General features: G+C 42.3%; 21 protein-coding genes. 1 reads left to right on the forward strand and 20 read right to left on the reverse strand.

All coding sequences use genetic code 11. The annotated features are described in order from the left end of the window. Nucleotides 1–187: 187 nt before the first annotated feature. The 13 genes from JRG66_RS13085 to JRG66_RS13145 form a co-directional block, all read right to left on the reverse strand. Complete coding sequence (locus JRG66_RS13085) at nt 188–532, reverse strand: DUF4870 domain-containing protein (protein ID WP_265165454.1); 345 nt, start codon at nt 530–532, stop codon at nt 188–190. A gap of 24 nt (nt 533–556) precedes the next feature. After that, nucleotides 557–751: a helix-turn-helix domain-containing protein gene (locus JRG66_RS13090; protein WP_265163214.1), complete on the reverse strand. Its 195-nt coding sequence runs from the start codon at nt 749–751 to the stop codon at nt 557–559. Nucleotides 752–1056: 305 nt separating this feature from the next. Continuing rightward, nucleotides 1057–1215 carry a hypothetical protein gene (locus tag JRG66_RS13095; protein WP_265163215.1) on the reverse strand — a complete coding sequence of 53 codons (159 nt, stop codon included), beginning with the start codon at nt 1213–1215 and terminating at the stop codon, nt 1057–1059. Nucleotides 1216–1370: 155 nt separating this feature from the next. After that, on the reverse strand, nt 1371–2162 hold the full coding sequence (locus tag JRG66_RS13100) for a cation efflux transmembrane domain-containing protein (RefSeq protein ID WP_211065687.1): 792 nt from the start codon (nt 2160–2162) through the stop codon (nt 1371–1373). Between the two features lie 155 nt (nt 2163–2317). Continuing rightward, nucleotides 2318–3130: a hypothetical protein gene (locus tag JRG66_RS13105; RefSeq protein ID WP_265163217.1), complete on the reverse strand. Its 813-nt coding sequence runs from the start codon at nt 3128–3130 to the stop codon at nt 2318–2320. A gap of 1652 nt (nt 3131–4782) precedes the next feature. Then, nucleotides 4783–5541, reverse strand: coding sequence for an oxygenase MpaB family protein (locus JRG66_RS13110; RefSeq protein WP_265163218.1), 759 nt, complete (start codon nt 5539–5541; stop codon nt 4783–4785). Nucleotides 5542–5855: 314 nt separating this feature from the next. Next, complete coding sequence (locus JRG66_RS13115) at nt 5856–6140, reverse strand: hypothetical protein (protein ID WP_265163219.1); 285 nt, start codon at nt 6138–6140, stop codon at nt 5856–5858. A 118-nt stretch (nt 6141–6258) separates the two neighbouring features. Continuing rightward, nucleotides 6259–6558, reverse strand: coding sequence for a winged helix-turn-helix domain-containing protein (locus JRG66_RS13120; protein ID WP_265163220.1), 300 nt, complete (start codon nt 6556–6558; stop codon nt 6259–6261). Beyond that, complete coding sequence (locus JRG66_RS13125; RefSeq protein WP_265163221.1) at nt 6555–7169, reverse strand: hypothetical protein; 615 nt, start codon at nt 7167–7169, stop codon at nt 6555–6557. The genes JRG66_RS13120 and JRG66_RS13125 overlap by 4 nt, the downstream gene beginning before the upstream one ends. 196 nt (nt 7170–7365) lie before the next feature. Next, the gene (locus JRG66_RS13130; RefSeq protein ID WP_265163222.1) at nt 7366–8637 is read right to left on the reverse strand and encodes an adenylosuccinate synthase; all 1272 of its coding nucleotides are present in this window, start codon (nt 8635–8637) and stop codon (nt 7366–7368) included. Nucleotides 8638–8648: 11 nt separating this feature from the next. Then, nucleotides 8649–9104, reverse strand: a complete 456-nt coding sequence (locus JRG66_RS13135) for a Fur family transcriptional regulator (RefSeq protein ID WP_265163223.1) — start codon at nt 9102–9104, stop codon at nt 8649–8651. Nucleotides 9105–9127: 23 nt separating this feature from the next. Then, nucleotides 9128–11329, reverse strand: coding sequence for a RelA/SpoT family protein (locus JRG66_RS13140; protein WP_265163224.1), 2202 nt, complete (start codon nt 11327–11329; stop codon nt 9128–9130). Nucleotides 11330–11369: 40 nt separating this feature from the next. Continuing rightward, nucleotides 11370–12602: a M48 family metallopeptidase gene (locus tag JRG66_RS13145; protein ID WP_265163225.1), complete on the reverse strand. Its 1233-nt coding sequence runs from the start codon at nt 12600–12602 to the stop codon at nt 11370–11372. A 127-nt stretch (nt 12603–12729) separates the two neighbouring features. Between JRG66_RS13145 and JRG66_RS13150 the strand changes: the two genes are divergently transcribed. Next, the gene (locus JRG66_RS13150) at nt 12730–15447 is read left to right on the forward strand and encodes a cation-translocating P-type ATPase (RefSeq protein ID WP_265163227.1); all 2718 of its coding nucleotides are present in this window, start codon (nt 12730–12732) and stop codon (nt 15445–15447) included. A 26-nt stretch (nt 15448–15473) separates the two neighbouring features. Here the strand turns inward: JRG66_RS13150 and JRG66_RS13155 are convergent, their stop codons facing one another. The 7 genes from JRG66_RS13155 to JRG66_RS13185 form a co-directional block, all read right to left on the reverse strand. Next, complete coding sequence (locus tag JRG66_RS13155; RefSeq protein WP_265163228.1) at nt 15474–15794, reverse strand: hypothetical protein; 321 nt, start codon at nt 15792–15794, stop codon at nt 15474–15476. Further along, a complete protein-coding gene (locus JRG66_RS13160; protein ID WP_265163229.1) occupies nt 15791–16645 on the reverse strand; it encodes a hypothetical protein in 855 nt (284 codons plus the stop codon). Before JRG66_RS13160 ends, JRG66_RS13155 begins: the two co-directional genes overlap by 4 nt. A 68-nt stretch (nt 16646–16713) precedes the next feature. Next, complete coding sequence (locus tag JRG66_RS13165; protein ID WP_265163230.1) at nt 16714–17286, reverse strand: pseudouridine synthase; 573 nt, start codon at nt 17284–17286, stop codon at nt 16714–16716. 228 nt (nt 17287–17514) lie between these two features. Further along, nucleotides 17515–18183: a helix-turn-helix transcriptional regulator gene (locus JRG66_RS13170; protein WP_265163231.1), complete on the reverse strand. Its 669-nt coding sequence runs from the start codon at nt 18181–18183 to the stop codon at nt 17515–17517. A 95-nt stretch (nt 18184–18278) separates the two neighbouring features. Then, entirely contained in the window at nt 18279–18929 is a 651-nt protein-coding gene (locus tag JRG66_RS13175) for a helix-turn-helix transcriptional regulator (protein ID WP_265163232.1), read from the reverse strand. A 4-nt stretch (nt 18930–18933) separates the two neighbouring features. Further along, nucleotides 18934–21954 (reverse strand): AAA family ATPase, encoded by a 3021-nt coding sequence (locus JRG66_RS13180; RefSeq protein WP_265163233.1) that lies wholly within the window; start codon nt 21952–21954, stop codon nt 18934–18936. Then, a complete protein-coding gene (locus tag JRG66_RS13185) occupies nt 21951–23174 on the reverse strand; it encodes an exonuclease SbcCD subunit D C-terminal domain-containing protein (RefSeq protein WP_265163234.1) in 1224 nt (407 codons plus the stop codon). Before JRG66_RS13185 ends, JRG66_RS13180 begins: the two co-directional genes overlap by 4 nt. Nucleotides 23175–23249: the final 75 nt, after the last annotated feature.

Below are 23249 nucleotides of genomic sequence, written 5' to 3' on the forward strand. Positions count from 1 at the left end.
ATTTAAAAATTAAAATTTTATCGAGTAATTGTTAGTAATTTTTTCGCATTGGCTACAACGTTTCGAATAACGCAAGTTGCGGCTTGGTAACTCGAAATTGTCAGTTTAAGACTTAATTTTAAAGGTAATTTAAAATGTCATTTTTGGAAGGTTTTCCGCAATTTGTGTTATTCATTGTTGGCACCAGTTATTTAATCAACTTTATTAGGTTCGGATAAAAGCTTTCTGTTTTTCCTTTACTTGTTTTAATAGCAAAAATTACGGGCAATATTATATTCAAGGTGTAAAGTCCAATAAATAAGTAAAATAGAATTGGGTAATATCCGTAATGCATAACCTTAAATAAAGCGAATGCAGTAATTGAAATGAAAGTGAAAACAGACCAAACTATCTGAAAATTTAATAAGTTCGCTCCAATGTGTTTAAGTCCAATAATTTTATCTTTTTTATTCATCCATAAAATAAGAGGTAAAATTATATTTCCTACTGGAATTGCTAAAAATGCTATTACAGAAAGATGGAAAATAGTCAGGTAATTCTTGTCGGTTTGTTTTCCCTAATCTAAAATATCCTCAGCATTTATTTCCAGAACTTCACAAATTAAATTCAGGGTTTTTCCACGAGGTTCACTTTCATTATTTTCGATTCGTTGAATTGTTCTTAAATTCACTTTTGCTGACTCAGCCAATTCTTCTTGAGATAGTCCTTTTTTCTTTCTTACCTCTCTTATTCTTTTTCCGATTTCTTTCATAGTTAGTTTTGGTTTAATCTTTTGACAAAACTATATATGAAGCTGTCTTTTTGATAACGGTTTGTTTGCGACATTTTTACGACATTCTTGTCAATCTGCTGATTTTGTTGAGTTATTTATTGGTGCCAACGTCCCGAATAACGCAAGTTGCGGTTTAGGAACTCGAATTTATCCGTTAAACACGATCTTTAAAAGATCGGGAAAAATGCCATTTTTGGAAGGTATTCCGCAATTTGTGTTATTCATTGTTACAAACTGGCTTTTTATAACACGTGGAAAGATAAGTCCGTTCCCTTTCCTGACAATTAACTTTTTCCTATTTGGCTTCTCAACGCAAGGGCGCTACCAATCATTAGACCGATAAGAAGGGCGCGAGAAAGACCTGAAATATCATCTACTGCAAATAGATATATTATACATCCTAAAAATAAAATCAGTATTCCAGCTATTGTTAATTTCTTCATTTTTTCAGCTTGTTTGTAACGTCCCGTATATGAAAAGTAGGCGATTTCGAAGCACCAAATTTTCGGTTAAGCACAATGTCTGATAAGAGTCATAACCCTTGGATTTACTACTATTTCGCCTATTTTTTATATACATTGTTGTAGCCAGTGCTTTTTTATTTTCCAAGTTTTAAAATTTGAATAGCACCTCGAATTACAATAACAAAAACAACTGCTCCAACAATCAAATCCGGTAAGCTTGAATTTAACCAATTTACCAAAAGTCCGGCTAAGATTACACCTGAATTTATAATTATATCATTTGAAGTAAATATCATACTTGCCTGCATATGAGCTTCTTTGCTCTTTGATTTTTGCAGTAAGTATAGACAAGTTGCATTGGCTAAAAGTGCTAAAATAGAAACCACTATCATAGTTGAAAAATCAGGCAATTCTTCATTTGCTATAAATCTTCTGACTACCTCCAAAAAACCAATTATTGCCAATGTCATTTGAAAATATCCTGCGAGTTTCGCAACTTTCTTTTTTCTCGTTAATGTACCGCCAACAGCAAATAAACTAATTCCATAAACAAGCGAGTCCGCCAACATATCCAAGCTATCAGCAACTAATCCCATTGATTTTGAAATCAGTCCTGTCGTCATTTCAATTATGAAAAAAACAAAATTAATTGCGAGAACAGACCAAAGAAGCTTCTTTTGATTTGAGTTTTCTGTAAATTCTATTTGGTCGGCTTGTTCGGTTGTTAATCTTTTACTGCCTAAATTCAACTCTTTTATCGATTTTTCTATTTGGTCGATTTGTTCGTTATGAAAAACTGTCAATTTTCGATTTGGAATATCAAAATCAAGATTTTTAATGCCCGAAATTCCGTCCAATTTCATTCGGATTAGATTTTCCTCTGAAGGACAATCCATTTTTGTTATCTTAAATATTGTTTTTTCCATTTACAATTTTGATTTTTTTTCGCATTGGCTACAACGGTTTCGCTTATCGCAAGTTGCGGGAGTAGGAACGCGAACTTGTCGGCTTAACCCTTTTATTTCTTGGTTTCTAAAATTACACTTTTTCGATAAAACCCGTTATTTGCGATGAAGCGGTGTTAGGCAAAGTTTTGTTTATCCCTATCTATCATTTTACTTAATGATATGGCATTTTCTATAGTACTTTTCCCAACCAAAATTCCCGAAGTGGTTTGAGATATTTCATTTAAAATCTTTTGTTTAAAGATGTTTACACCTCTCTCGATTCCTGAATTTTCATACTTATAAATGAATTCAATTTCTTCTTTACTCAAAATCTCTTTTAAACTTTTTTTCAAATATTCATCTTTCATCCAATGAGTCAAATTTGTTCCTGAGTGATAATCCGTATCATACAGATGCATTATTCTATGAACAAACAAATTGAAATAAAACCTAAGTAACCATAGTTTTTCTCCTAGATATGGTCTTAGCTTTTCTAGCTCTTTTTTATTTTCCATTGATTCAACTACAGTTCTATCTATCTGGAGCTTTTCAAAAGCATATGAAACTGTACCTAAGAACTTTTTAGGTAAATCCGATCCTTCTTTTTTGATTCTTTCTAACTCTTTTTTTGAAATTATTGGATCAAAATGGTTTAATGGTGATATGTATTCTTCAATGCGGAGTATATCTTCCCAATAAAGCTGTAGACTATTTAATCTTTTCTCATAAGTTGCTTTAATTCCTTCTGATTGAGTGTTTAAGGAATTGGCTAGAATTGATTGTGACGTTGCAAATTCATTTTTTAAACCTTCTATTTTTGAGTCATATTTATTCTTAATGGAATTTTCGATTTCTGACGTTATTTTTTTCCTAAATATCCAAATAACGAAAGAAACGATTCCGGAGCTTAATAATATTGAAACTATAAATTTTAAATCTTCGCTCATTTATAAAATTTTGCCTAACGTCCCGGTTAACGAAAGTGGCGAGTAGGGAAGTTCCACTTGTCCGGCGTAACGATTTCTTTCTTATGGAATTAAAAATAGGAAATTATCCTTCAAAAAAGCCATTTTTGTTAACCATTGTTGTACAAATGTGCCGCACGTCTGAGTAAGCCGTATTTATATTAAATTTTATTTTCCTGCTTGAGATAATAATTTTCGACTTCTTCAAATTTCGATTTTTATCTGATTACGACTGAGTAAGGCCAATCATTCAATTGAATTTCAATATTTTTTGTTTATTTCAGAACAAAGTTCCTCGGTCTGAGTGGTAATTCCGATGAATAATCTGGTGAAATTCGTTTTTTTTAAATTAAATCCGTTAGAGTGAGAATCCGCTGATCTTTAATTTAAAAGTTAATTTTATTTACCTCTCAAAAATGGCATATTCAATTTTTCTTTTTTTTTGAATTTTACTTCTGGAAATCCGCTCTTATATTTTCAGTCCGCGGCATTTTGTACAACGTCCCGGTTAACGAAAGTGGCGAGTAGGGAAGTTCCACTTGTCCGGCGTAACGATTTCTTTCTTATGGAATTAAAAATAGGAAATTATCCTTCAAAAAAGCCATTTTTGTTAACCATTGTTGTACAAATGTGCCGCACGTCTGAGTAAGCCGTATTTATATTAAATTTTATTTTCCTGCTTGAGATAATAATTTTCGACTTCTTCAAATTTCGATTTTTATCTGATTACGACTGAGTAAGGCCAATCATTCAATTGAATTTCAATATTTTTTGTTTATTTCAGAACAAAGTTCCTCGGTCTGAGTGGTAATTCCGATGAATAATCTGGTGAAATTCGTTTTTTTTAAATTAAATCCGTTAGAGTGAGAATCCGCTGATCTTTAATTTAAAAGTTAATTTTATTTACCTCTCAAAAATGGCATATTCAATTTTTCTTTTTTTTTGAATTTTACTTCTGGAAATCCGCTCTTATATTTTCAGTCCGCGGCATTTTGTACAACGTCTCGAATAACACAAGTTGCGGCTTGGGAATTCAAATTTGTCCGTTAGTGACTTTATTTTAAAGGTACTCAAAAATGACATTTTTGAGAGGAATTCCGCAATTTGTGTTATTTATTGTTGCAAATCAGTGGCGACAGAGTTGAGTGAGCTCGTACTTAGCCTTTTTTTTGATTAGTTTTTTTAATCCGCTACAGTGAGAAAATTAATTTTAGGACTGAGTGGAGTCCGTTTATTTTTATCGGTTCCTAAATCATTCTTTTTGAGTATAAACTTGAAAATTAAAACAACTATTCTTGCGTTTGAGTGGAAATCTGCGGTCACTTTTAATTTTATCCGGCTGAGTAATTGTCCGTTTTGATCTCCAGAAGATGAGCGAATTTCTATTTTTTTTATCTGTTTTGAGTGGGGTCAGGAGCCATTGTTTGCAACTCGTTATATAAAAACTAATATAGTCTTTTATCATATAAAAATTGCCGGATAACAACAGGTTTTTCTGTTCGTTTTAGGTGTAGCTTTTTTAAATAATGTGGTTTTAAAGCCTGGCAGCATGATGCTTGCAGGGTGGAAATAGAAAAGCCGGCCATATAGGTACTTCTTATAATTACTGCAGAAAGGGAGAATGGTTGGGGCTATTAAAACCTGTCCAAAGCTCTTATATCATCTTTATAATCTCTGGGAAGGAGTAGGGATTTTAAAACCTGGTCAAGATGTACGAATCGGCTGACTTTATATGCGGTTAAGGCAACCGGAATAAAAGGATTGGGCTTTAGTCCGAGCAACTCTTTTACCCGGGCCGGGCATACCTGCGCCTGTACCTGCAAAAGCAGCCGGTAACGCAGCGGCCCCAGGCGTTTCCTGTATTGCCGGTAAAGATCTTTACTGTACTCACTGCGCTCAAGGTTTTCTTCCAAATGCTGTGCGCTACGTACCTGCCAATTTTTGTAGTCTTGCGGTAAATCTTTTATTCGCATTTCTTTTGCAACGCGTGTGAATACTTCAAAAACTTCCTGTTTTTCGGCAGGGGTCATAGCCCTCTCCAAAAGCTCGTAAGCCCTTATCGAATAGCCAATAAGCATGTACAGTACATCTTTATAAGCCCACTGCGGAATCTTGCTGCCACGGCTCTCTTCCACTTTGCTGTGTATAGAATTGATCTGCCCAATGGCAGCCAGGGCTGCAGGGCGGGATGAGAATACAATCTGCCGGGCGTAAGTCACTGTTGAGAAAAGCCGGCCTAAAGGATTGGCGGGGAGTTTTCCGGTGAAATACAGCCAGTCTACGGCTTTGTTCAGGGCAAATTCGGCAGCTGCGCCTGCAAAAATGAACAGAATAGTGTCACTTTTTCCCCAAATTTTCCGCACAATCGAATTTTCCTTCACAAAATACTCCATATCTGCGGGTTTTTCAGTTTTTTCTCAATTTCCTTACCAGTTTCGATTATATTCTTAGGAGAAAATTTCAGCAAATTCCGAAGGCATTGAATTTCACTTGTTGGTCTGAAATTATTTCTCACGGAAGGAGAGGCTTCAAAAATGCCATTTTCCGCAGTAATTTTTAAACCTGTACTTCGGAAAAAGTTTTCTGCGGAAAATCTCCAACTTCAGATTTTATCTTCAGGATAATCTAAACTGAAAAATCGCAGGCAAAGCTGATGCCATCTAACAATACCTGAAGCCAGGATAAACAGCCTGCTTATTTCCTGAAATTAACTTCCGGCGAAGGGCGTGCCAAAAACACCCACAGCAAGTTCGGCCCAAACCAGGAAGAGCATCCCCAGTACGATGCTGGCGTAAAGGATGCGCTTTTTTGTAGTTTTAATTTTTCTGAAGATCATTTCGATCATAGCACCGGTGCCAAAAAGGCCAATTGCGGCGATAATAAAATCGTTTGCCTGCCAGTCTACTTCTTCAGTAAACATCATCGCAAAGGCCGGCACCAGTAAAATTGCTGTTGCGGCGAGCATAATTCCTGTAAGTCTTGTGATTTTCATAACTCAGGTGTTTAAAATTCATATTTCAGTTTAAAATATTTTTCAGCTTACAGATCCTTGAAGGATCGAATGAGCTTTTTTAAAGTACTTTGAATTTCAAAGTATATAAATAAAAAAATTATTTCTGCGACTTTATCAGGTTTTCAAGGGCGGTGAGGTGTTCTTCAAAAGCCTGTCTTCCCTGTTTGGTCATTGTGTATTTAGTGTTGGGTTTGCGGTCTATAAATGCTTTTGTTACTACAATAAAATCTTCTTTTTCAAGTGCTTTTAAATGGCTGGCCAAATTCCCGTCGGTCACTTCAAGGTAATCCTTCAGCGAAGAGAAATCGAGCGCATTGTTCACTGCCAGTGCCGACATGATGCCAAGCCTAATCCTGCTCTCAAACGCCTTGTGCAAACCATTGATAGATATCTTCACCTTTCGTACTTATAATTCACGTAAATGCCGTAAATGATATGTAATATTCCAAACCCCAATGCCCATATCAATAAGGAATATGCAGTGAAATACAGGGCCAGGAGCCCAAGTACCAGTTGCGCAACCCCAAAATACTTTACATCGTTGAAAGTGTAATTTCCGGCATTGTAGAGCGCAAGACCGTAAAATATTAGCGTTACCGGTGGCAGGAACAGGAGCAGGCCTTTGGTTAAAAGTATGAGGGCTGCAAACCCGCCGGCGACCAACGGAACAGCCATATTTATGAGCATTGCCTTTGCCGCAGCATTCCATATTTTTTCCCCGCGCTTACGCCTTTTTTTTACTGAAAAAATCACGGCTGTACTCATAGCCAAAACCAGCACAACGATTGCGGTGAGCAGAAGAATCCACATCTCAGCGGCTGAAGCAGACCGATAGGTGAGGTGCTGTTTACCCTCAAAGACACCGGCCACAAAGTAAACTCCGGCCAGGGCATAGAGACCGGCAAGCACACCCGAGATTCCGCTAAGGGAAAGGAATTTCGTAGAGCGCTCCATGATGGAGCGTATCTCCCGAAGGTCCTGCAAGTAATCTTCTTCAGTTTTCTTCATTTATAAAGTACTTTGAATTTCAAAGTTAGTGAATAGTTTTAAATGTGCAAGAAGAAAAATGGATGAGCTATAGCTTTTTAAATACGGTACCCACATAAATGGTTCAATTCAAATAGCCGTTAATAATGCTGAATACAGGCACAAAAAAAGGTGCTGCTTTCGCAACACCTTTCAAAAATGTCATTTTTGGAACTTCTTACAGCTCGATAGTCTGTAGCCTGTCTGGCCCAACAGAAACAATCTTCACCGGTATTTCCAGTTCCTTTTCAATAAAGGAAATATAATCTTTCAGTTCAGAGGGCAGGTCGTTTGCCGAGCTTAACTGTGTAAGGTCTTTTTCCCAGCCTTTAAAATGGGTGTACACCGGCGTGACGTTCTCGTGCTCAATGTTGTATGGCAGGTGGGTGATCTCTTCTCCGCGATAATTGTAAGCGGTACAGATCTTCAAGGTATCAAATCCGCTTAAAACATCGGCTTTCATCATGATGAGCTGGGTGACGCCGCTTACCTGAACTGCATATTTAAGAGCTACCATATCGAGCCATCCGCAACGGCGGGCCCTTCCGGTGGTAGCGCCAAATTCTTTGCCCACACGGCCCATAGTTTCACCGTCTTCATCAAAAAGTTCGGTAGGGAAGGGGCCACTTCCAACACGAGTGGTGTATGCCTTAAATATTCCGAAGACTTCCCCTATCTGGTTTGGAGCCACTCCAAGACCTGTACAGGCTCCTGCCGCGGTAGTGTTTGAGGAAGTAACAAAGGGGTAGGTTCCAAAGTCTATATCGAGCAAAGATCCCTGGGCACCTTCAGCAAGTATGGTTTTTCCGCTTTTTTGAGCCTGGTAAAGGTATTCTTCACTATCTATAAATTGCAGTGACTTCAGGGTTTCTATAGCCTTAAAGAATTCGGCTTCAAGTTCCCCGAGATTGTACTGTACATCTACGTTGTAGAAGCTTATCATGGCCTCATGCTTATCGGCAAGGCTGCGATACCTTTCTTTCCAGTCGCTTAGCTCAAGGTCTCCAACTCTAATTCCGTTACGGCCGGTCTTATCCATGTAAGTGGGGCCAATTCCTTTTAAAGTAGAGCCAATCTTGGCCTTGCCTTTTGAAGCCTCACTGGCCGCATCGAGCAAACGGTGGGTAGGTAAGATCAAATGTGCTTTCCTGGAGATCACCAGCCTGTCTTTATAGTCAACCCCGGCTTTGCTAAGGTTGTCTAGTTCTCTTTTAAAGATCACCGGGTCTATAACCACCCCATTTCCCACAAGGTTTACCGCCTTTTGGTGAAAGATTCCCGAAGGGATGGTGTGAAGAACATGCTTTTGACCGTCAAATTCTAAGGTATGCCCGGCGTTTGGGCCTCCCTGGAAGCGGGCGATGATGTCATATTTTTTGGTAAATACATCTACTATTTTTCCTTTTCCTTCATCTCCCCATTGTAATCCAAGAAGTAAGTCTACTGCCATAAAAATTCAGGTTATTCGGTTGATTTTTTGTTTCCGTAAAAATATAAGGAATGATTGTTTATTTCGATATCAAAAACTTCTTCTATTGTTTGCTTGATCGCCTGTACCCGTGGGTCACAAAACTCGATCACCTCGCCCGTATCGGTTAAGATAATATGGTCGTGGTTGCGGTCAAAATATGATTTCTCATACTGGGCCTGGTTGTTTCCAAACTGGTGTTTTCGCACCAGCCCGCATTCCAACAGCAGTTCAATGGTATTGTACAGGGTAGCACGGCTTACGCGGTACTTTTTATTTTTCATTTTGATGTAGAGCGATTCTATGTCAAAATGTTCTTCGCTGTTGTAGATCTCCTGCAGGATGGCGAAGCGCTCGGGAGTCTTTCGGTGCCCCTTCTCTTCCAGGTATTTGGTAAAGACATTCTTTACTACTGCCTGGTCATTTTTGTTCACTACTTTCTTGCTCATGATATGGGTGCAAAGGTATAAGATTATTCACGTGTCACCTTATCTATACCGTTTATTTTTTTGAGGTGTTCAATCAGTTTTTTCAAAAGGCTGTTGTTCTTGACCACTACCGTGACCTTCCCGGTAAAAATTCCGTCCTGGCTGTCAAAATTAATGTTCTTGATGTTGACGTTCATGTTGTTGGAGATCTCACGGGTCACATCATTTACCAGCCCAATATTGTCTATTCCCGTTAATTTGATCACCGCCTTGAACTCTTCCTGGGTAGAATCTTTCCATTTTGCCTGAATGATCCTGTAGGCGAAATTGCTCTGCAACTGAATGGCATTGGGACAGTCTTTTTTGTGGACTTTTATGCCTTCACTTACCGTAATAAACCCGAACACACTGTCGCCGGGAATAGGATTACAGCAGTTTGCCAGTTTGTAGTCAAGAACTTCTTCATCGCGGCCAAACACCAGCTGGTCATATTTAGCAGTGATCTCATCCCTGTCAATATCCTCAACGGTGTCCTGTTTCCTGATCTTGCTTTTAAAGAAGCTCACCAGGGCATTGCTGCGCGAAGCGGCGTAATCTTTTAACTTCTGGTTGTCTATGGTACCCACCCCAACCCGGTAAAAAAGATCGAGGCTGGTTTTTAGTTTGAAAAAGATCACCAGCTCGTTGATGGTCTTTTCGTTGAACGGGATTTTTTGTGCCCGTAGTTTTCTTGAGAGGATGGCCTTTCCTTCTTCGGCTATGTTCTTTTTTTCCTCTTTTAGAGAAGATTTGATCTTGGCCCGTGCCCGTGCCGTGGTGGCATAATCGAGCCAGTTGGAGTTGGGTTTTGCTTTTTCTGAAGTTATGATCTCTACCTGGTCGCCGGTTTTGAGCGTGGAGCTTAGGGGTACCAGCTTTCCGTTCACCCTGGCACCCCGGGTTTTCAAGCCTATTTCGGTATGTATGCTGAAGGCAAAGTCTAACGGAGTAGCTCCCTTCGGAAGGGATTTTAGTTCCCCCTGCGGGGTGAACACAAAGATTTCCTTAGAATAAAGGTTCAGCTTAAACTGTTCTACAAAATCAACAGCGTTTACTTCCGAATTTTCCAGCGCTTCCTGTAGCTTGTTCACCCACTCTTCAAGCCCGTCTTCCTGGTTGCCCTGTTTGTATTTATAGTGTGCGGCATAGCCTTTCTCGGCGATCTCGTTCATACGCTCACTCCTAATCTGCACTTCTACCCAGCGGCCTTTTGGCCCCATCACGGTAATGTGCAGGGCTTCATAGCCTGTTGATTTTGGTGAAGAGATCCAGTCGCGCAGGCGGGTGGGGTTGGGCCTAAAATGGTCGGTCACTATAGAATAGATCTTCCAGGCCAGGAATTTTTCATTGGCAGGATCGCTGCCGTAAATGATCCTAACGGCAAACTTGTCGTACACCTCGTCAAAAGTGACATTTTGGTTCTTCATTTTCCGGCGAATCGAATAGATCGATTTTGGCCGGCCTTTAATGGTGTACTGCAGGTTCTCTTTATCAAGAGAATCTTCAATAACGCGGGTAAATTCAGCAATATATTTATCCTGTTCCTCCTTACTTTCCCTTATTTTCTGAAGGATCTCGTTGTAGACATCAGGTTCGGTATATTTAAGGCCAAGGTCTTCAAGTTCAGTTTTAATGTTGTACAGGCCAATGCGATGTGCCAGGGGAGCGTAGATGTACAGGGTTTCTGAAGCGATCTTTTCCTGCTTGTCCGTCCGCATGGAATCCATCGTCTGCATGTTGTGCAGCCTGTCGGCAATCTTGATGATGATCACCCTCACATCATCATTCAGCGTAAGCAGCATTTTCCTGAAGTTCTCTGCCTGCAGGGAAACATCCTTGTCATGTTCCAGGTTGGAGATCTTGGTGAGGCCGTCAACTATTCGAGCTACGGTATCTCCAAACATCTTCCGGATATCGTCGAGGGTATAAGAAGTATCTTCAACCACATCATGCAACAGGGCAGCGGCAATAGATGTCGCGTCCAGGCCAATTTCCGAAGCCACAATTTTGGCCACGGCAATGGGGTGGAAGATATAAGCCTCGCCCGACTTTCGGCGTTGGTCCTTATGGGCATCTACCGCCACATCAAACGCCTGCCGAATGAGCTTTTTATCTTCATCGGTAAGGGTTTGGTAGCTTATGCGCAGAAGTTCCTTATACTGCTGGGCAATGTCTTTATTTTCTTTTTCTATAGCGGCTTCCGTCATGATCTAAAAATACGATTAAGATTGAAAACTGGCAATTTAATTAGTCCTCAAGATTCCTGAAACGCTTGTACAAAGGCGGGTGGGAATAATGTACAAAAACATAGGCAGGGTGCGGGGTGAGGTTGCTAAGACTGTTCTTTGACAGCTTCTTTAATCCGCTAATCAAAGGTTGTGCCTTATACGTTTGTTTTGCAAAATTATCAGCCTGATATTCAAACTTTCGCGAGAGGTAATTCATCACGATCCCTGTTATTTCTGAAATTGGGCTGTATAAAATACCGAACGCCACCAGCCCTATATGAAAGCCCTGATTCTCTACTCCCAGTGCTGCTGAAAGTAATGGGTTTCCTACAAAAAGAGATAAAATCCACAGGGTAAAGCCGGTGCTTAGAATGCTAATCACGAGGTTGATGATGATGTGGTTCTTTTTGTAGTGCCCTACCTCATGTGCAAGTACCGCTACGATCTCTTCGTGTTGCAGGTCGTTGATCAACGTATCGTACAGCGTTACTCTTTTCTCGTTCCCAAAACCCGAAAAATAGGCGTTGGCCTTAGTACTTCTTTTCGAGCCGTCTATCACGAAGATTTTTTCGAGCGTAAAGCCTTCTTTTTGAGCATAAGCTTCAATTTTATTTCTCAAATCGCCTTCAGGCAGGGGAGTCTGTTTGTTGAAAAGCGGCACTATAAGCCTGGCGTAAAACATATTCAGAAATATGCTGAAAGCGGCAACCAGTATCCAGGCATACCACCAGAAGTTATTGCCTGCAAGCTGGTAGAACCACACGATGAGGGCAAGGATTCCGCCACCCAGCACGATCATCATTCCCCAGCTCTTTAACTTGTCTAAAATGAAGGTTTTAGGAGTCGTTTTGTTGAAACCGAATTTTTCTTCTATTCCAAAGGTGTGGTACCAGGAGAAAGGGAGCGATAACAGGTCGCTTCCCAACATTATTATACCAAAGAAGATCAGTGCGATCAAAATGGCATTATCTGAAACCGACCTTGCCAGGCCGTCAACTAAATCAAAGCCGTCAAGGAAGAGGAACAGCAACAATACCACCACCGAAAAGGTAGAAGAAACCATCCCGAATTTGTAATTTGTTTTTTTGTACCGTTGTGATTTTTCGTATTCCTGCTCGTCAAAAACATCTTTAAGCGAATCGGGAACAGGATCATTATAGTGTTTGGCATTTAACGCATCGAGGATCTTATCGACTAAAAAGTCTATAATAATGATACTTATGATGATCCAAAAAAGGGTATTTGCAGTCAAAATTCTTGTTTTCGGCTAATATAAGTAGAATCTTTGTTGAAGGATCAATAATAAGGAAACAAGACTTTTGGTAGAAAGTGGAATAAGGGAAAACTTGTAGAGTGTAACAGAATAATTAGAGGATGTTATGGAACAGAGGTTAAACAGCACGAATGCCTATCGCAAAACGGTAGAGGAAGTGGCGGGCGACCTCCCTGCAGATATCCGCCGTGGCCTTTCCAAAAAAGAAGCACAAAAGCGGCTGAAACAGTACGGCCCTAACAAATTAAAGGAGGCTAAAGAAAAAAGTCTGTGGCACCTTATCCTGTCCCAGATCAATAATCCGGTAATTTATTTGTTATTTGCGGCTGCCGTGCTTGCCCTAATTTTTGGCGATTTTGCTGAAGGAATAGCCATTTTCATTGTCCTTGTCGTAAATACCATTATTGGTTTCTGGATGGAATTTCAGGCGCAGAAATCTATGAATGCCCTTAAAAACCTCGATAAGGCAAGAGCCCTCGTGCTGAGGTCTTCAGAAGAAATAGATATTGATGCTGAAAATATAACTTCAGGAGATATTATTAAACTGGAAGCCGGAGACCTTGTTCCGGCCGACGCCCGAATTATAGAAGCTGTTGAGCTTAAGGTCGATGAATCGCCACTTACGGGAGAATCTGTCCCTGTCGAAAAAAATTCCGAAGTAATTGAAGAGGAGCTGCAGGTGGCCGATCGCAAAAATATCCTCTACAAAGGTACCGCGGTTACCTCGGGCACTGCCACGGCCCTTGTTTTTGCCACCGGGATGGATACCGAAGTGGGTAATATTTCTTCCCTGGTTGAGGAGCAGGACAGGGAGGATACTCCTTTGAATATGAAGCTCAACAGGCTCACCAAAAAACTGATATGGGTGATCCTGGTGATGGCAGCTGCCTTTTTCTTATTTGGCTGGCTGGCGGGAGAGGAACTGTACCAACTGGTACAAACCTCTATTGCCTGGTCTATTGCTGCTATCCCTGAAGGCCTGCCCATTGTTGCCAGTATCGCACTAGCACGCGGAATGGTGAGGCTGTCAAAAAAGCATGTTTTGATCAAGAGCCTGGGCGCGGTAGAAACATTGGGGGAGACTACCGTGATCTTTACTGATAAAACGGGGACTTTAACAAAGAATGAGCTTACAGTTCACAGCTTTTACCTCCCTGATGACGGACTTCTGAAGGTTGACCGGCAGGGGCATAAACCCACTTTAGATATTGATCTGCAGCAAAAAAATAATTTAAACGAGTTGCTGAAGATCTCTGTGCTTGCCAATGATGCTTCCCTGGGAAAACCGGAAAATTCTGAAGAAAAAACGGAAGCAGCAGAGGAGAAAAAACCGGCTAAGGGAGACCCTCTCGAGTTAGCCCTGCTCGATTTTGTAAGCAATTTCAAGCCCGGACTTTATAAGCAGTTACAGGAGTTGCCCCGGGAATTACATGATCCTTTTGATTCAGAGTCAATGGTGATGGGAACCATTTACAAAGAAAACGACCATTTCTATATAGCCGGAAAAGGATCTGCCGATGCCATTCTTTCCCGCTCCACACAAATTTTGAGGCAGGGAAAACCGGAAGGTTTTGCTGAAGATGAAAAGGAGAATTGGAAACAGCGAAATCATGACTTGGCCGCCGATGGTTTGCGCGTACTTGGTTTTGCCTTTAAGACAAGTCAAAAATGTCCTGCTGGCGAAGAGGCCGAAGATTTTCTGCATGACCTTAATTTTGTGGGGCTACTCGGATTTATGGATCCTCCGCGAAAAGAAGTGGCAACAGCAATAGAGACTTGTAAAGCAGCGGGCATTAAGGTGATCATGGTAACGGGAGATCACCCTGCAACAGCCGCTAATGTGGGGCGTGAGGTAAAGATCTTTTCAGAAGAAGAACACCATAACCCGGTTGTGCATGGCAAAGACCTGCACAAACAGTTTGAGGAAAACTCCCAGGATGAACTTATGGGCATCCGGGTATTTTCACGTGTAGACCCCGAGCAAAAGCTACGCCTTATCAGCCATTTTCAGGATATGGGTGAGATCGTGGGGATGACCGGTGACGGAGTGAATGACGCGCCGGCCCTCAAAAAAGCCAATATTGGCATTGCCATGGGCAAGAGAGGTACGCAGGTAGCCCAGGAAGTAGCCGATGTGGTGCTCAAAGATGACTCCTTTAGCTCTATTGTCAAAGCTGTTGAGCAGGGGCGCATCATTTTCGGGAACATCAGGAGGTTCGTGCTTTATCAGCTTTCTTACCACCTTGCAGAGATCATTTTGATCGCCCTTATAAGTTTCTCGCTCTTTACCCTGCCTATTTTACCCCTGCAGTTGCTGTTTCTCAACCTGCTTTCAGATGTTTTCCCGGCCCTTGCACTTGGTATAGGCGAAGGCAACCCTAACGTGATGAAGTTACCCCCAAAAGATCCTAAAGAACCAATTATCAGTCGGTGGAATTGGGTGCAGATTGGAATTTACGGGCTGCTCATTGCTGCAAGTGTTACGGGAGCTTACTTCTATTCCCACTTTGTTTGGGAAGAAACGGAGGAGGTCAACAATAACATCGCTTTTTTAAGCCTTGCCTTTGCACAATTCCTGCATGTACTCAATATGCGTGAGGGCAAAGAACCCTTGTTCAACAACCAGGTGACCCGTAACAAATATGTGTGGATGGCCGTGGGCTTTTGCGTGGCTGTGGTTCTTTTGGCCTACTTTATCCCTGTAGTGGCCGGGGTATTGAGCCTGCAGCCTTTGCAGGTAAATCACTGGGTTTTGATTGCCAGTGCCGGCATTTTACCAACATTCATTATACAGGTCACCAAAATCTTTTTTAAAGACTTCTGATGCCTGCAAACCCACACATCTCAACGTCAGGTTAGCGCAGGAAAACTAATTCCTAAGATCAGCAGGTTAAGAATGGTACCGTATTTGGCATCCTGCCAGTTCAACGTGATAAGGAACTGAGACAGGATGGCCCCTATAATGGCAAGAATGGGCCAGTAATCTGAAGCCATTAAAAAATAGACATCTGCTATAAAAATAAGTGCGGCACTCGTAAGCCACAGCATTCCTTCAAGTTTATTGATACTTCTGGAGAGTGTAGGTAAAAAATCTTCATGAACAGCTTTTACAACTCCCATGAGATGTAAAATAGCGTGTGTAAGGAGTAGAATGGAGATTAAAACTTTCATGGCTTCAAAAATGATGATTTGGTGGTGTTACGGGTTCGTTTAAAGGCAGGCACAACCTCATTTTCGGGTTTCGGACTAATCAAAACCGGAACTTTTGTACTGGAAAGAAAATTCGCAAAAGCCGGGTTGTTCATTTTCCTTTGCAGGCTGTGCTCATCCTGAGGGAGCAATCGTAAATCAAAATTCTGAGCATCATGCAGGGTTGAGAAACGGTATTCTTGCTGAGAAAAAGCCTTCACCGCAGGATGGTATATGTTAAGCAGTTCTTTTAGCCTGAAGCTGTCAATTTTTGCCTGTTGGGCATTCACTTTGCCGGGATAGATCTTATGAATTTCAAGAGAAAAGCTGAAGTTTCCGAAGATCTTTTTTACAGGGGCAAGAGTGGCAGTAGAAACCCTAACGCCCGGCTCTGCTATGAGCAGCAGGTTTTTGGGAAGCCTGGGCTTTGCAATATCAGGGAGTGCCAAAAATGGCATTTTTAAGCCGGCATACAGTTTGGCCAACGCCGCCAAATTATTTAAGGTCTTATTTCCGGCTTCCAGGATGGCCAGGGAGAATTGTGCTTTTATTCTGCGAAGATCTTCGGGCGAATTCAGGATGTGCAGCTTATAATCTTCAGCCGGGAAAAAGTTCCTGATTTTTTTCTGAAGGTGATTTAATTCCTGTTTAATGGCAAACTGCAAACAATTTAATTGGGATTCGTCATAATCCGGCCTTTCAAACAATCTCTGTTTAGCAGAAATGGTCTCGAAATAAAAATTTGTTTTTCGGCCTTTCATAAGATGAAGGGCGTAGAGCAGGCCACTTCGGGGAAGCGACGACATATCTGAAGAGATCAGAATATTGTTCATGGCCGAAAGATTTAGAATAATAATTTACCACAAAATTCCCACGAAAAATATGATTTTTGTCAAATTCTTTAGTAGGTGAAATTTCCCACTTCAACAACCTCGCCCGCGCTCATGCCCGCAAGTTGTTCTTGACCTATGCGCACTCTTACCAGCCTTAGGGTGGGAAAGCCGGCTGCCGCTGTCATTTTTTTCACCTGCCTGAACTTTCCTTCTGTGAGGGTGATTGAGATCCAGCTGGTAGGGCCGTGCCGGGCATCCCTAATGGGTTTTGCCCGTGGCGGGAAATTAGGGGGAGTGCCTAAGATCTTTGCTTTGCAGGCTTGGGTAAGGTATTTCTTTCCGTTGATCCCAATTTCAATTCCGTTCTTTAATTTTGAAAGCTCAGCTTCGCCAATCAGGCCGTCTACCTGTACATAATATTCTTTTTCTACATGTCTTCCGGTAATTTCTGCACTTAGTTTGCCGTTGGTAGTGAGTAATAAAAGTCCTTCAGAATCTTCATCCAAACGTCCAATAGACATGGTGCCTTCCGGGAAATCCCATAGTTCCCCCAACATCTTCTTCTTGCGGCGGGTGCGTTGATTGCTTATAAACTGGCTTAAGAAGCCGTAGGGTTTGTATATTTTGAAGTGTCTGTGCATAAAATATTACCTGCTAAGGTTTTTTTCTGCTTTTAAAGGGCAAAAGTAAGGCTTTGGTCTCTGAATTTTTAACATAAAAATCTCGAAAATCCCCAAAAGTGGGTATTGGTGAAAGAAGACTGAAATATTACTTTTAGCTCGTGAAATTGTACCGGTCAATTCAGCAATGAATACGGGAACAATGGAGTAAAAAATCGGGGGTGTAGGGGCCCCGATTTTTTTTTGCGCTTAAATAAGATCGTAAGCCCGGGCGTATTCCGTAAATTCAAAACTGGTAGAAATATTCAGCTTTTTCTTGATGTTTTTCCTGTGGGTATGCACAGTGTCTATAGAGATGTGAAGTTCCTTTGCAATGTCGGCCGAACTTTTTCCCAGGGCCACCAGCCTTAAAACTTCCTTGGCCCTCTTCCCAAGGCCAAGATATTTATTCAGGTTTTCTTTGAAGAACATATTTTCCTTTAAAAGCCGCTCTGCCTTATTTTCAATATGCTTCATGCGGTCAACGGGAAAGGAAACCGTGACCAGATGCGAGGGTGATCCGTCTTCGGCCTGGTGAAAGATCCGTATTGACCCAATGTGCCAAACCCACTCCTGCCGGTCTTTGAATTTTACCTGCTGAAAAAAAGTGAAGGTCTCTTCGGGGTCTTTATTCTGAAGTAATTTCCGAAGTTTTAGCATGAAATCATCCATGTCTTCATTGTTGAAGAAACGGTCGTGATATTTGGGCCCCATTACCGAAAGTTCTTCTAAAGAAACCCCCAGTTGATTGAGCCCTCGGGAGCTCATGTAAACCGTCCTGAAGTCTTTTTCCCTCAGTTCATGAACTATGACTACTCCCGGAATAAATTCGGCACATTCAGTGAAGATGTTCAGTTTCTGTTCAAAAGTTGTTTCCAAATCCCGGTGGTTTTCCAACTAAAAGTAGCACAAAACACAGGTTTTTTGAAGAAAGCTTAACAAAAATCGATAAAGGGGCTATTTTTTTCGCTCTATCACAAAAGGTCGTAAGCTCTCGCATATTCTATGAGCTCGATCGAATTTGAAACTTCCAGCTTTTTCCGAAGTGATTTTAGGTGTGAGTTCACCGTATCTATAGAAATATTCAGCTTTTCAGCCATTTTATTCATCCTCATCCCTCTTCCCGATAAGCTCAGGATCTCAACTTCGCGCCGACTCAAGGTATGGAACTTTTCAAAATTCTGCCGGGCAAAATCTGTTTCTTCCATTAATCGCTCGGCCCTTTTCATGGTCCACTCAAAATCTTCAAGTGGTACTGCATAGGTGATAGTGTGAGTAGGTTTTAAAGGAGCTTCGGCATGAAAAACCTTTATGGAAGCTGCATACCAGTGATAGCTGCCCTGGTATTTTACCTGGTGAAAAAAGGTGTAGGTCTCCTCAATTCCTTCCTGCTCAATCATTGATTCCAGCGTTTCAAGGTAATCGCCCATAAATTTTGGCTTAAAATAGAGATGTTGATAATTCTCTTTTGTGGCAATGAGCTCCCTGAGCGTCAAGCCCAGTAATTTCAGGCCGTTTGTGGTCATGAAAAGCGGTTTGAACCCCTCTATTTCATTGATCACCGTCACGCCCGGGAGCTTCTCGAATTCCTTTGAATATGTAGAAATTTTCTCTTCTACCGTCATTGGTTTATCCTATTACTTCCAGGGAACTGTAGCCCTGGCCGTTTCTGCTGAGTCTTATTTGTGTGGCAATACGCTCTTTTAGGGAATCTACATGGCTAATAATCCCTATGGTCTTAGACGATTCTGCCTGTAGTTTCTCCAGCGTATCTAAAGTCTGGTCGAGGGTTTCAGGGTCAAGGGTGCCAAAACCTTCATCGATGAACAGGGAGTTGATCTCCACATTTCTCGAAGCCAGATCGCTTAAGGCAAGTGCCATTGAAAGGCTTAGCAGAAAAGTCTCCCCACCCGAAAGTGTCTTTACCGATCGTCTTTGGCCACCCATGTGCTCGTCTATGGCCACCAGGCTGTCATCTTCGTCTTCCAGGGGTTTGTCAATCCTGTAGCGGTCGCTTAGGTCCTGTAACCGCCGGTTTGCTAAGATGAGCAACTGCGAGAGGCTAAGGTCCTGTGCAAAATCGTTGAATTTCTTTCCTGTGGCGTCGCCAATGAGCTGGTTGAGCAGTTCCCAGCGCTTTATCTTGTTTTTTACATCTTTTAATTCCTCTTCAATCGCAGCAATTTGTGCCCTTCGCTCCCTGTCATTCCGCAGTTTGCGCCTTAATTCTTCACATTCCTCATGTAAAGAGTTCAGCTTTGATTTTGTTTCCTGCAGCTTTTGTGTAAGGATCTCTTCACTGCCGGGCACGTCTTTTTGCTGCAGCTGGGTAAGCTGGGTTTTCAGGGTTTTTAAAGAGGCTTCAATTTGCCCTTTTTGAGAGGTGAGTGCTTCGCGCTTCCTGCTAAGTTGCGAATATTCTGCTTCGGGCAGCAGTCTTTGAAGGGCTTCAGGAATATCTTTGCAACCGGTTTCCAAAATATGGGCTTGCAGCTGTTTTTCAAGGTTTTCAAGTTCTGCTGTTTTATTGACGAGCTTCTGGTTAAGGTCTTTTCCCTGGCTGGCGAGCGAATTCTGCTGGTGTTGCAGCGAAGTCCACGAATTTTGCAGCTCCAGGCAATCGGTATCAATATCTTTGCCGCTGTACAGGCCGTCCAGCTCGGCTTTGATCTTTTTCCCATCCACCAAAACTTCCTGGATCTCGAGAAGTATGGGAAGCCCGGTCTTAACTGCCCTCAGCTTCCGGTTTTCCTTCTCAAAAGCCTCTAGCAGTCCAATCTTTTCTTCATTGTTGTTACAGAATTCTTCCCAGTCTTTCCCCTTCGGATTGATCTTCAAAAATACTTCTTCAAATTGCCTTTTTTGAGCCTCCAGTTTTTCGCCGTTCTTCCGAATGAGCTCCTGAAGTTCGCCAATTCTCTTCTGGTGGTGCGCCAGGCTGGTTTCGCGACTTGTCACCTGCCTCTCCATGGCCGAAAGTTCTTTTTTCAGCCTTAAAAGTTCTTCCTGTAAAGTGTCATTTTTGGCAGGTAAGTGGGCCGCATAAGGGTGTTCGGTGCTGCCACACAGCGGGCAGGCTTCACCATTTCTAAGATTATGCCGGTGCTCATCAAGGCTGGACTTTAGCAGCTCATTCTCCCTTCTTAGCTGAAGGTTTTCAACATCTTTTTGAAGAAGTTGCATCTCCTTTTTTGCTGAAGCCAACTCCTGCGGAAGGTTTTCAACCTGCCCCAGCAGTTCTTCTTCCTCTTTTTTTGCCCTTTCAATCTCTGCGGAAAGATTCGCTATGGCCGCCCATTCCTGCTGTGCTTTTCGTCCCTGCTGAAGGAGTTCCCGCAGCCTTGACCTTTCTGCCTCCAGCTTGTTGAGGTCTATCTCTTTCAGCTGGTCTTGAAGTTCCTGAAGCCGGTGTTCACCCGCAGCTTTCATTTGCTTCAGCTTCAGTTCTTCGGTTTTGAGGTCACCGTTCAGCTTAAACTGAACTTCCCTCAGCTCAAGGTCAAAGCGCTCCTGCAGGTTGCGGTAGTGGCTCAGTTTTTCATCCCGTTGCTGCTGAAGTTTTCTCACTTTGCGGGAGAAATCCTGCAGGCTGCTTTCAATCTCGCCGGTAGCAGGTTCTTTTTTCAAAAAACTGCTTATGTTGTCGAGGCAACGGCTTATTCCTGTTCTATTCTCTTCTACACTGCGGGCGTGCCTGGTAAGTTCTTCCTTTATTTCCCTGCAGGCGGCATCCAGATTTTGCCATTTGCGTAAATCTCCGGCAAAGCCTTGTACCTGCTCGTGTTGCTTTAGCTTTTCTCCCTTTTCTTTTTCAAAATCAATAAGGTTTTGGGTGGCATTGAGCTGTAGTTTCTCCTGTGCTGCAATTTGTTGCTGCTGTGAAGAAATATTCTTTTTGAGTTCTTTAAGCCTTTCCAGTTCGCGGGTTTCCTTCTCGAGCGGCTCACACATGCCCGATTTTTGAGTAAGAGCTGTAGTGAGCTCCTGCAAAACTTCCTCTTCTAAAAGGTCTTTTTGAAGCACATTTATTTCCCGCTGCCGGTCTTCAATTTCGGCATTAACTTTTTTGAATTTTTGATAGGCTTTTATTCCTACCTGCCTGTAGATCCCTGTACCGGTGATCTTTTCGAGAAGCTCCCCGCGCTCGTCTTTTTTGGCCTTTAAGAACTGGGCAAAATCCCCCTGCGCCAGCAGTACCGATTTTATGAACTGGTTGTAATTAAGCCCTATGAGCTCTTCATTCTTTGAAGGAACATCAGACTTTTTGTAATCTAAAGGTTTTTCTGTAGCCAGGTCGTACAGGTACATTTCGTAATCGCGCAGGTTGTTGTTGCGGTTGGTAGAAATGCTCCATTGGCTGGCGTAAATGCCTTTTTTGGCCTGGTAAGTAACCTTTGCATAAGCCTCTTTCTGGTTGCGGGTAAGCAGCGCCCCTTTGTTGATAATGTCATTTTTACTAATCTTCCCCAGGCGCGGCACCATGTTGAAAAGTGCCAGGGAGATCACGTCGAGAATCGTGCTTTTTCCGCTGCCCGTGGGGCCGGTAATGGCAAAAAGCGAGCTTACCGTAAAAGGCGCTTTGCTGAAGTCGATCTCATGCTTTCCCTTCAGCGAATTTATATTCTGAAATTCTATTTTTAAGATCTTCATAGTTCTGCGTTTTCATCCCGATGCAGGTCTTCGAGAATTTCATCAAAAGCCGAAAGGATGTCCTGCTTTGTTCCGTCATCATATTCGTGCTTTGCGATGAGCTCCAAAAACACATCTTTTGGCTGTAGGTCCTGAAGTTGTCTCTGGGCACTAAAAGCCTGGCCTGCCCCCTTCAACTGGTTTTTAAAGGCTGCCCGGTGTTTCACAATACGGTAACCTTCTTTCTGAAAGCCCGAGACCAGCTCATCGAGGGCATAAATCTTCAGGGCATCATATTGTTCTTCCTGTAGCTCTACTTCAATAAAACTTTCCAGATCCTTTTTTTCTTCCAGCTGCTCTAATTTCAGGCTTAGCTCTTCAAGGCTGCCGCTAATTTTCAGCAGGGAACGAAAGCTGGGAACAGCGATGCTCCTGGGTTCCCAGCTTTCTTCAGTATCAATAACCAGTATCCTTTTTTCATCGCGCCGTTCACTAAAGGACAGGGGCAGGGGAGAGCCGCTGTAAAAAGCGGGCACAGCCGCGGCTACCCGCTGGGGTTTGTGAATATGGCCTAGCGCGATGTACTTAAAATAGCTTCCAAACCTGGAGGCTTCAAATGCTGCGAGGTTCCCAATCTGGATGTCCCTTTCACTTTCTGAGGTTTCTATACCTGCGGTAAAAAGGTGGCCCATAGCCAGTGCGGGTACTGCCGGATATTTGCGTTCACAAATTTGTGCCGCTTCAAAAAAGGTGTTTTGGATGCCCTTTTTGTGGGCTTCTACCCGGTCTTCGTAAGTTTCAGGTTCAGCCGATTTGCGGAGATCGGCGTCGCGCAAAAAAGGAACGGCCGCAATTACCAGTTCAGTATTTACTTCGGAATTTTTTATGGGAATGATAAGTTCTTCCGGGTTTTGGGGCATTCCGCCAATAATGTCGATGTCGAGGGCTTTCAGGATGTCTTTTGGCGCTTCGAGCATGGCCGGCGAATCGTGATTGCCACCGGTAAGAATGATTTTGCAGTCAAAGCGGTTCATCTTTACCAGAGCGCGATAGTACTGGCGCCTTGCTTCGGAAGAAGGGTTGGCAAGATCAAAAATATCTCCCGAGACCAGCAGAACGTCTATTTCTTCTGCTTCAATGGTTTTGCAAAGCCAGTTGATAAAGAGGTCGAAATCTTCGGCCAGCTCGGTTTTATGGAGTTTTTTTCCAATATGCCAGTCGGCCGTATGCAGGATCTTCATTGGGTTTGACTTTTAGCTTCCGAAGGTAAGGAAAGCTTGATGTCCTGCAAAGTTAATGACTTCTGCGACAAAACC

Source organism: Salinimicrobium tongyeongense, from assembly GCF_026109735.1.
GTDB classification, from domain to species: domain Bacteria; phylum Bacteroidota; class Bacteroidia; order Flavobacteriales; family Flavobacteriaceae; genus Salinimicrobium; species Salinimicrobium tongyeongense.

Excerpts from the sequence above, each read along its gene's own strand:
- JRG66_RS13110 (WP_265163218.1), bottom strand. The coding sequence starts at position 5,541 with ATGGAGTATTTTGTGAAGGAAAATTCGATTGTGCGGAAAATTTGGGGA.
- JRG66_RS13095 (WP_265163215.1), bottom strand. The coding sequence starts at position 1,215 with ATGAAGAAATTAACAATAGCTGGAATACTGATTTTATTTTTAGGATGT.
- JRG66_RS13175 (WP_265163232.1), bottom strand. The coding sequence starts at position 18,929 with ATGACGGTAGAAGAGAAAATTTCTACATATTCAAAGGAATTCGAGAAG.
- JRG66_RS13185 (WP_265163234.1), bottom strand. The coding sequence starts at position 23,174 with ATGAAGATCCTGCATACGGCCGACTGGCATATTGGAAAAAAACTCCAT.
- JRG66_RS13100 (WP_211065687.1), bottom strand. The coding sequence starts at position 2,162 with ATGGAAAAAACAATATTTAAGATAACAAAAATGGATTGTCCTTCAGAG.
- JRG66_RS13140 (WP_265163224.1), bottom strand. The coding sequence starts at position 11,329 with ATGACGGAAGCCGCTATAGAAAAAGAAAATAAAGACATTGCCCAGCAG.
- JRG66_RS13130 (WP_265163222.1), bottom strand. The coding sequence starts at position 8,637 with ATGGCAGTAGACTTACTTCTTGGATTACAATGGGGAGATGAAGGAAAA.
- JRG66_RS13090 (WP_265163214.1), bottom strand. The coding sequence starts at position 751 with ATGAAAGAAATCGGAAAAAGAATAAGAGAGGTAAGAAAGAAAAAAGGA.
- JRG66_RS13160 (WP_265163229.1), bottom strand. The coding sequence starts at position 16,645 with ATGAACAATATTCTGATCTCTTCAGATATGTCGTCGCTTCCCCGAAGT.
- JRG66_RS13115 (WP_265163219.1), bottom strand. The coding sequence starts at position 6,140 with ATGAAAATCACAAGACTTACAGGAATTATGCTCGCCGCAACAGCAATT.
- JRG66_RS13180 (WP_265163233.1), bottom strand. The coding sequence starts at position 21,954 with ATGAAGATCTTAAAAATAGAATTTCAGAATATAAATTCGCTGAAGGGA.
- JRG66_RS13125 (WP_265163221.1), bottom strand. The coding sequence starts at position 7,169 with ATGAAGAAAACTGAAGAAGATTACTTGCAGGACCTTCGGGAGATACGC.
- JRG66_RS13105 (WP_265163217.1), bottom strand. The coding sequence starts at position 3,130 with ATGAGCGAAGATTTAAAATTTATAGTTTCAATATTATTAAGCTCCGGA.
- JRG66_RS13135 (WP_265163223.1), bottom strand. The coding sequence starts at position 9,104 with ATGAGCAAGAAAGTAGTGAACAAAAATGACCAGGCAGTAGTAAAGAAT.
- JRG66_RS13155 (WP_265163228.1), bottom strand. The coding sequence starts at position 15,794 with ATGAAAGTTTTAATCTCCATTCTACTCCTTACACACGCTATTTTACAT.
- JRG66_RS13150 (WP_265163227.1), top strand. The coding sequence starts at position 12,730 with ATGGAACAGAGGTTAAACAGCACGAATGCCTATCGCAAAACGGTAGAG.
- JRG66_RS13165 (WP_265163230.1), bottom strand. The coding sequence starts at position 17,286 with ATGCACAGACACTTCAAAATATACAAACCCTACGGCTTCTTAAGCCAG.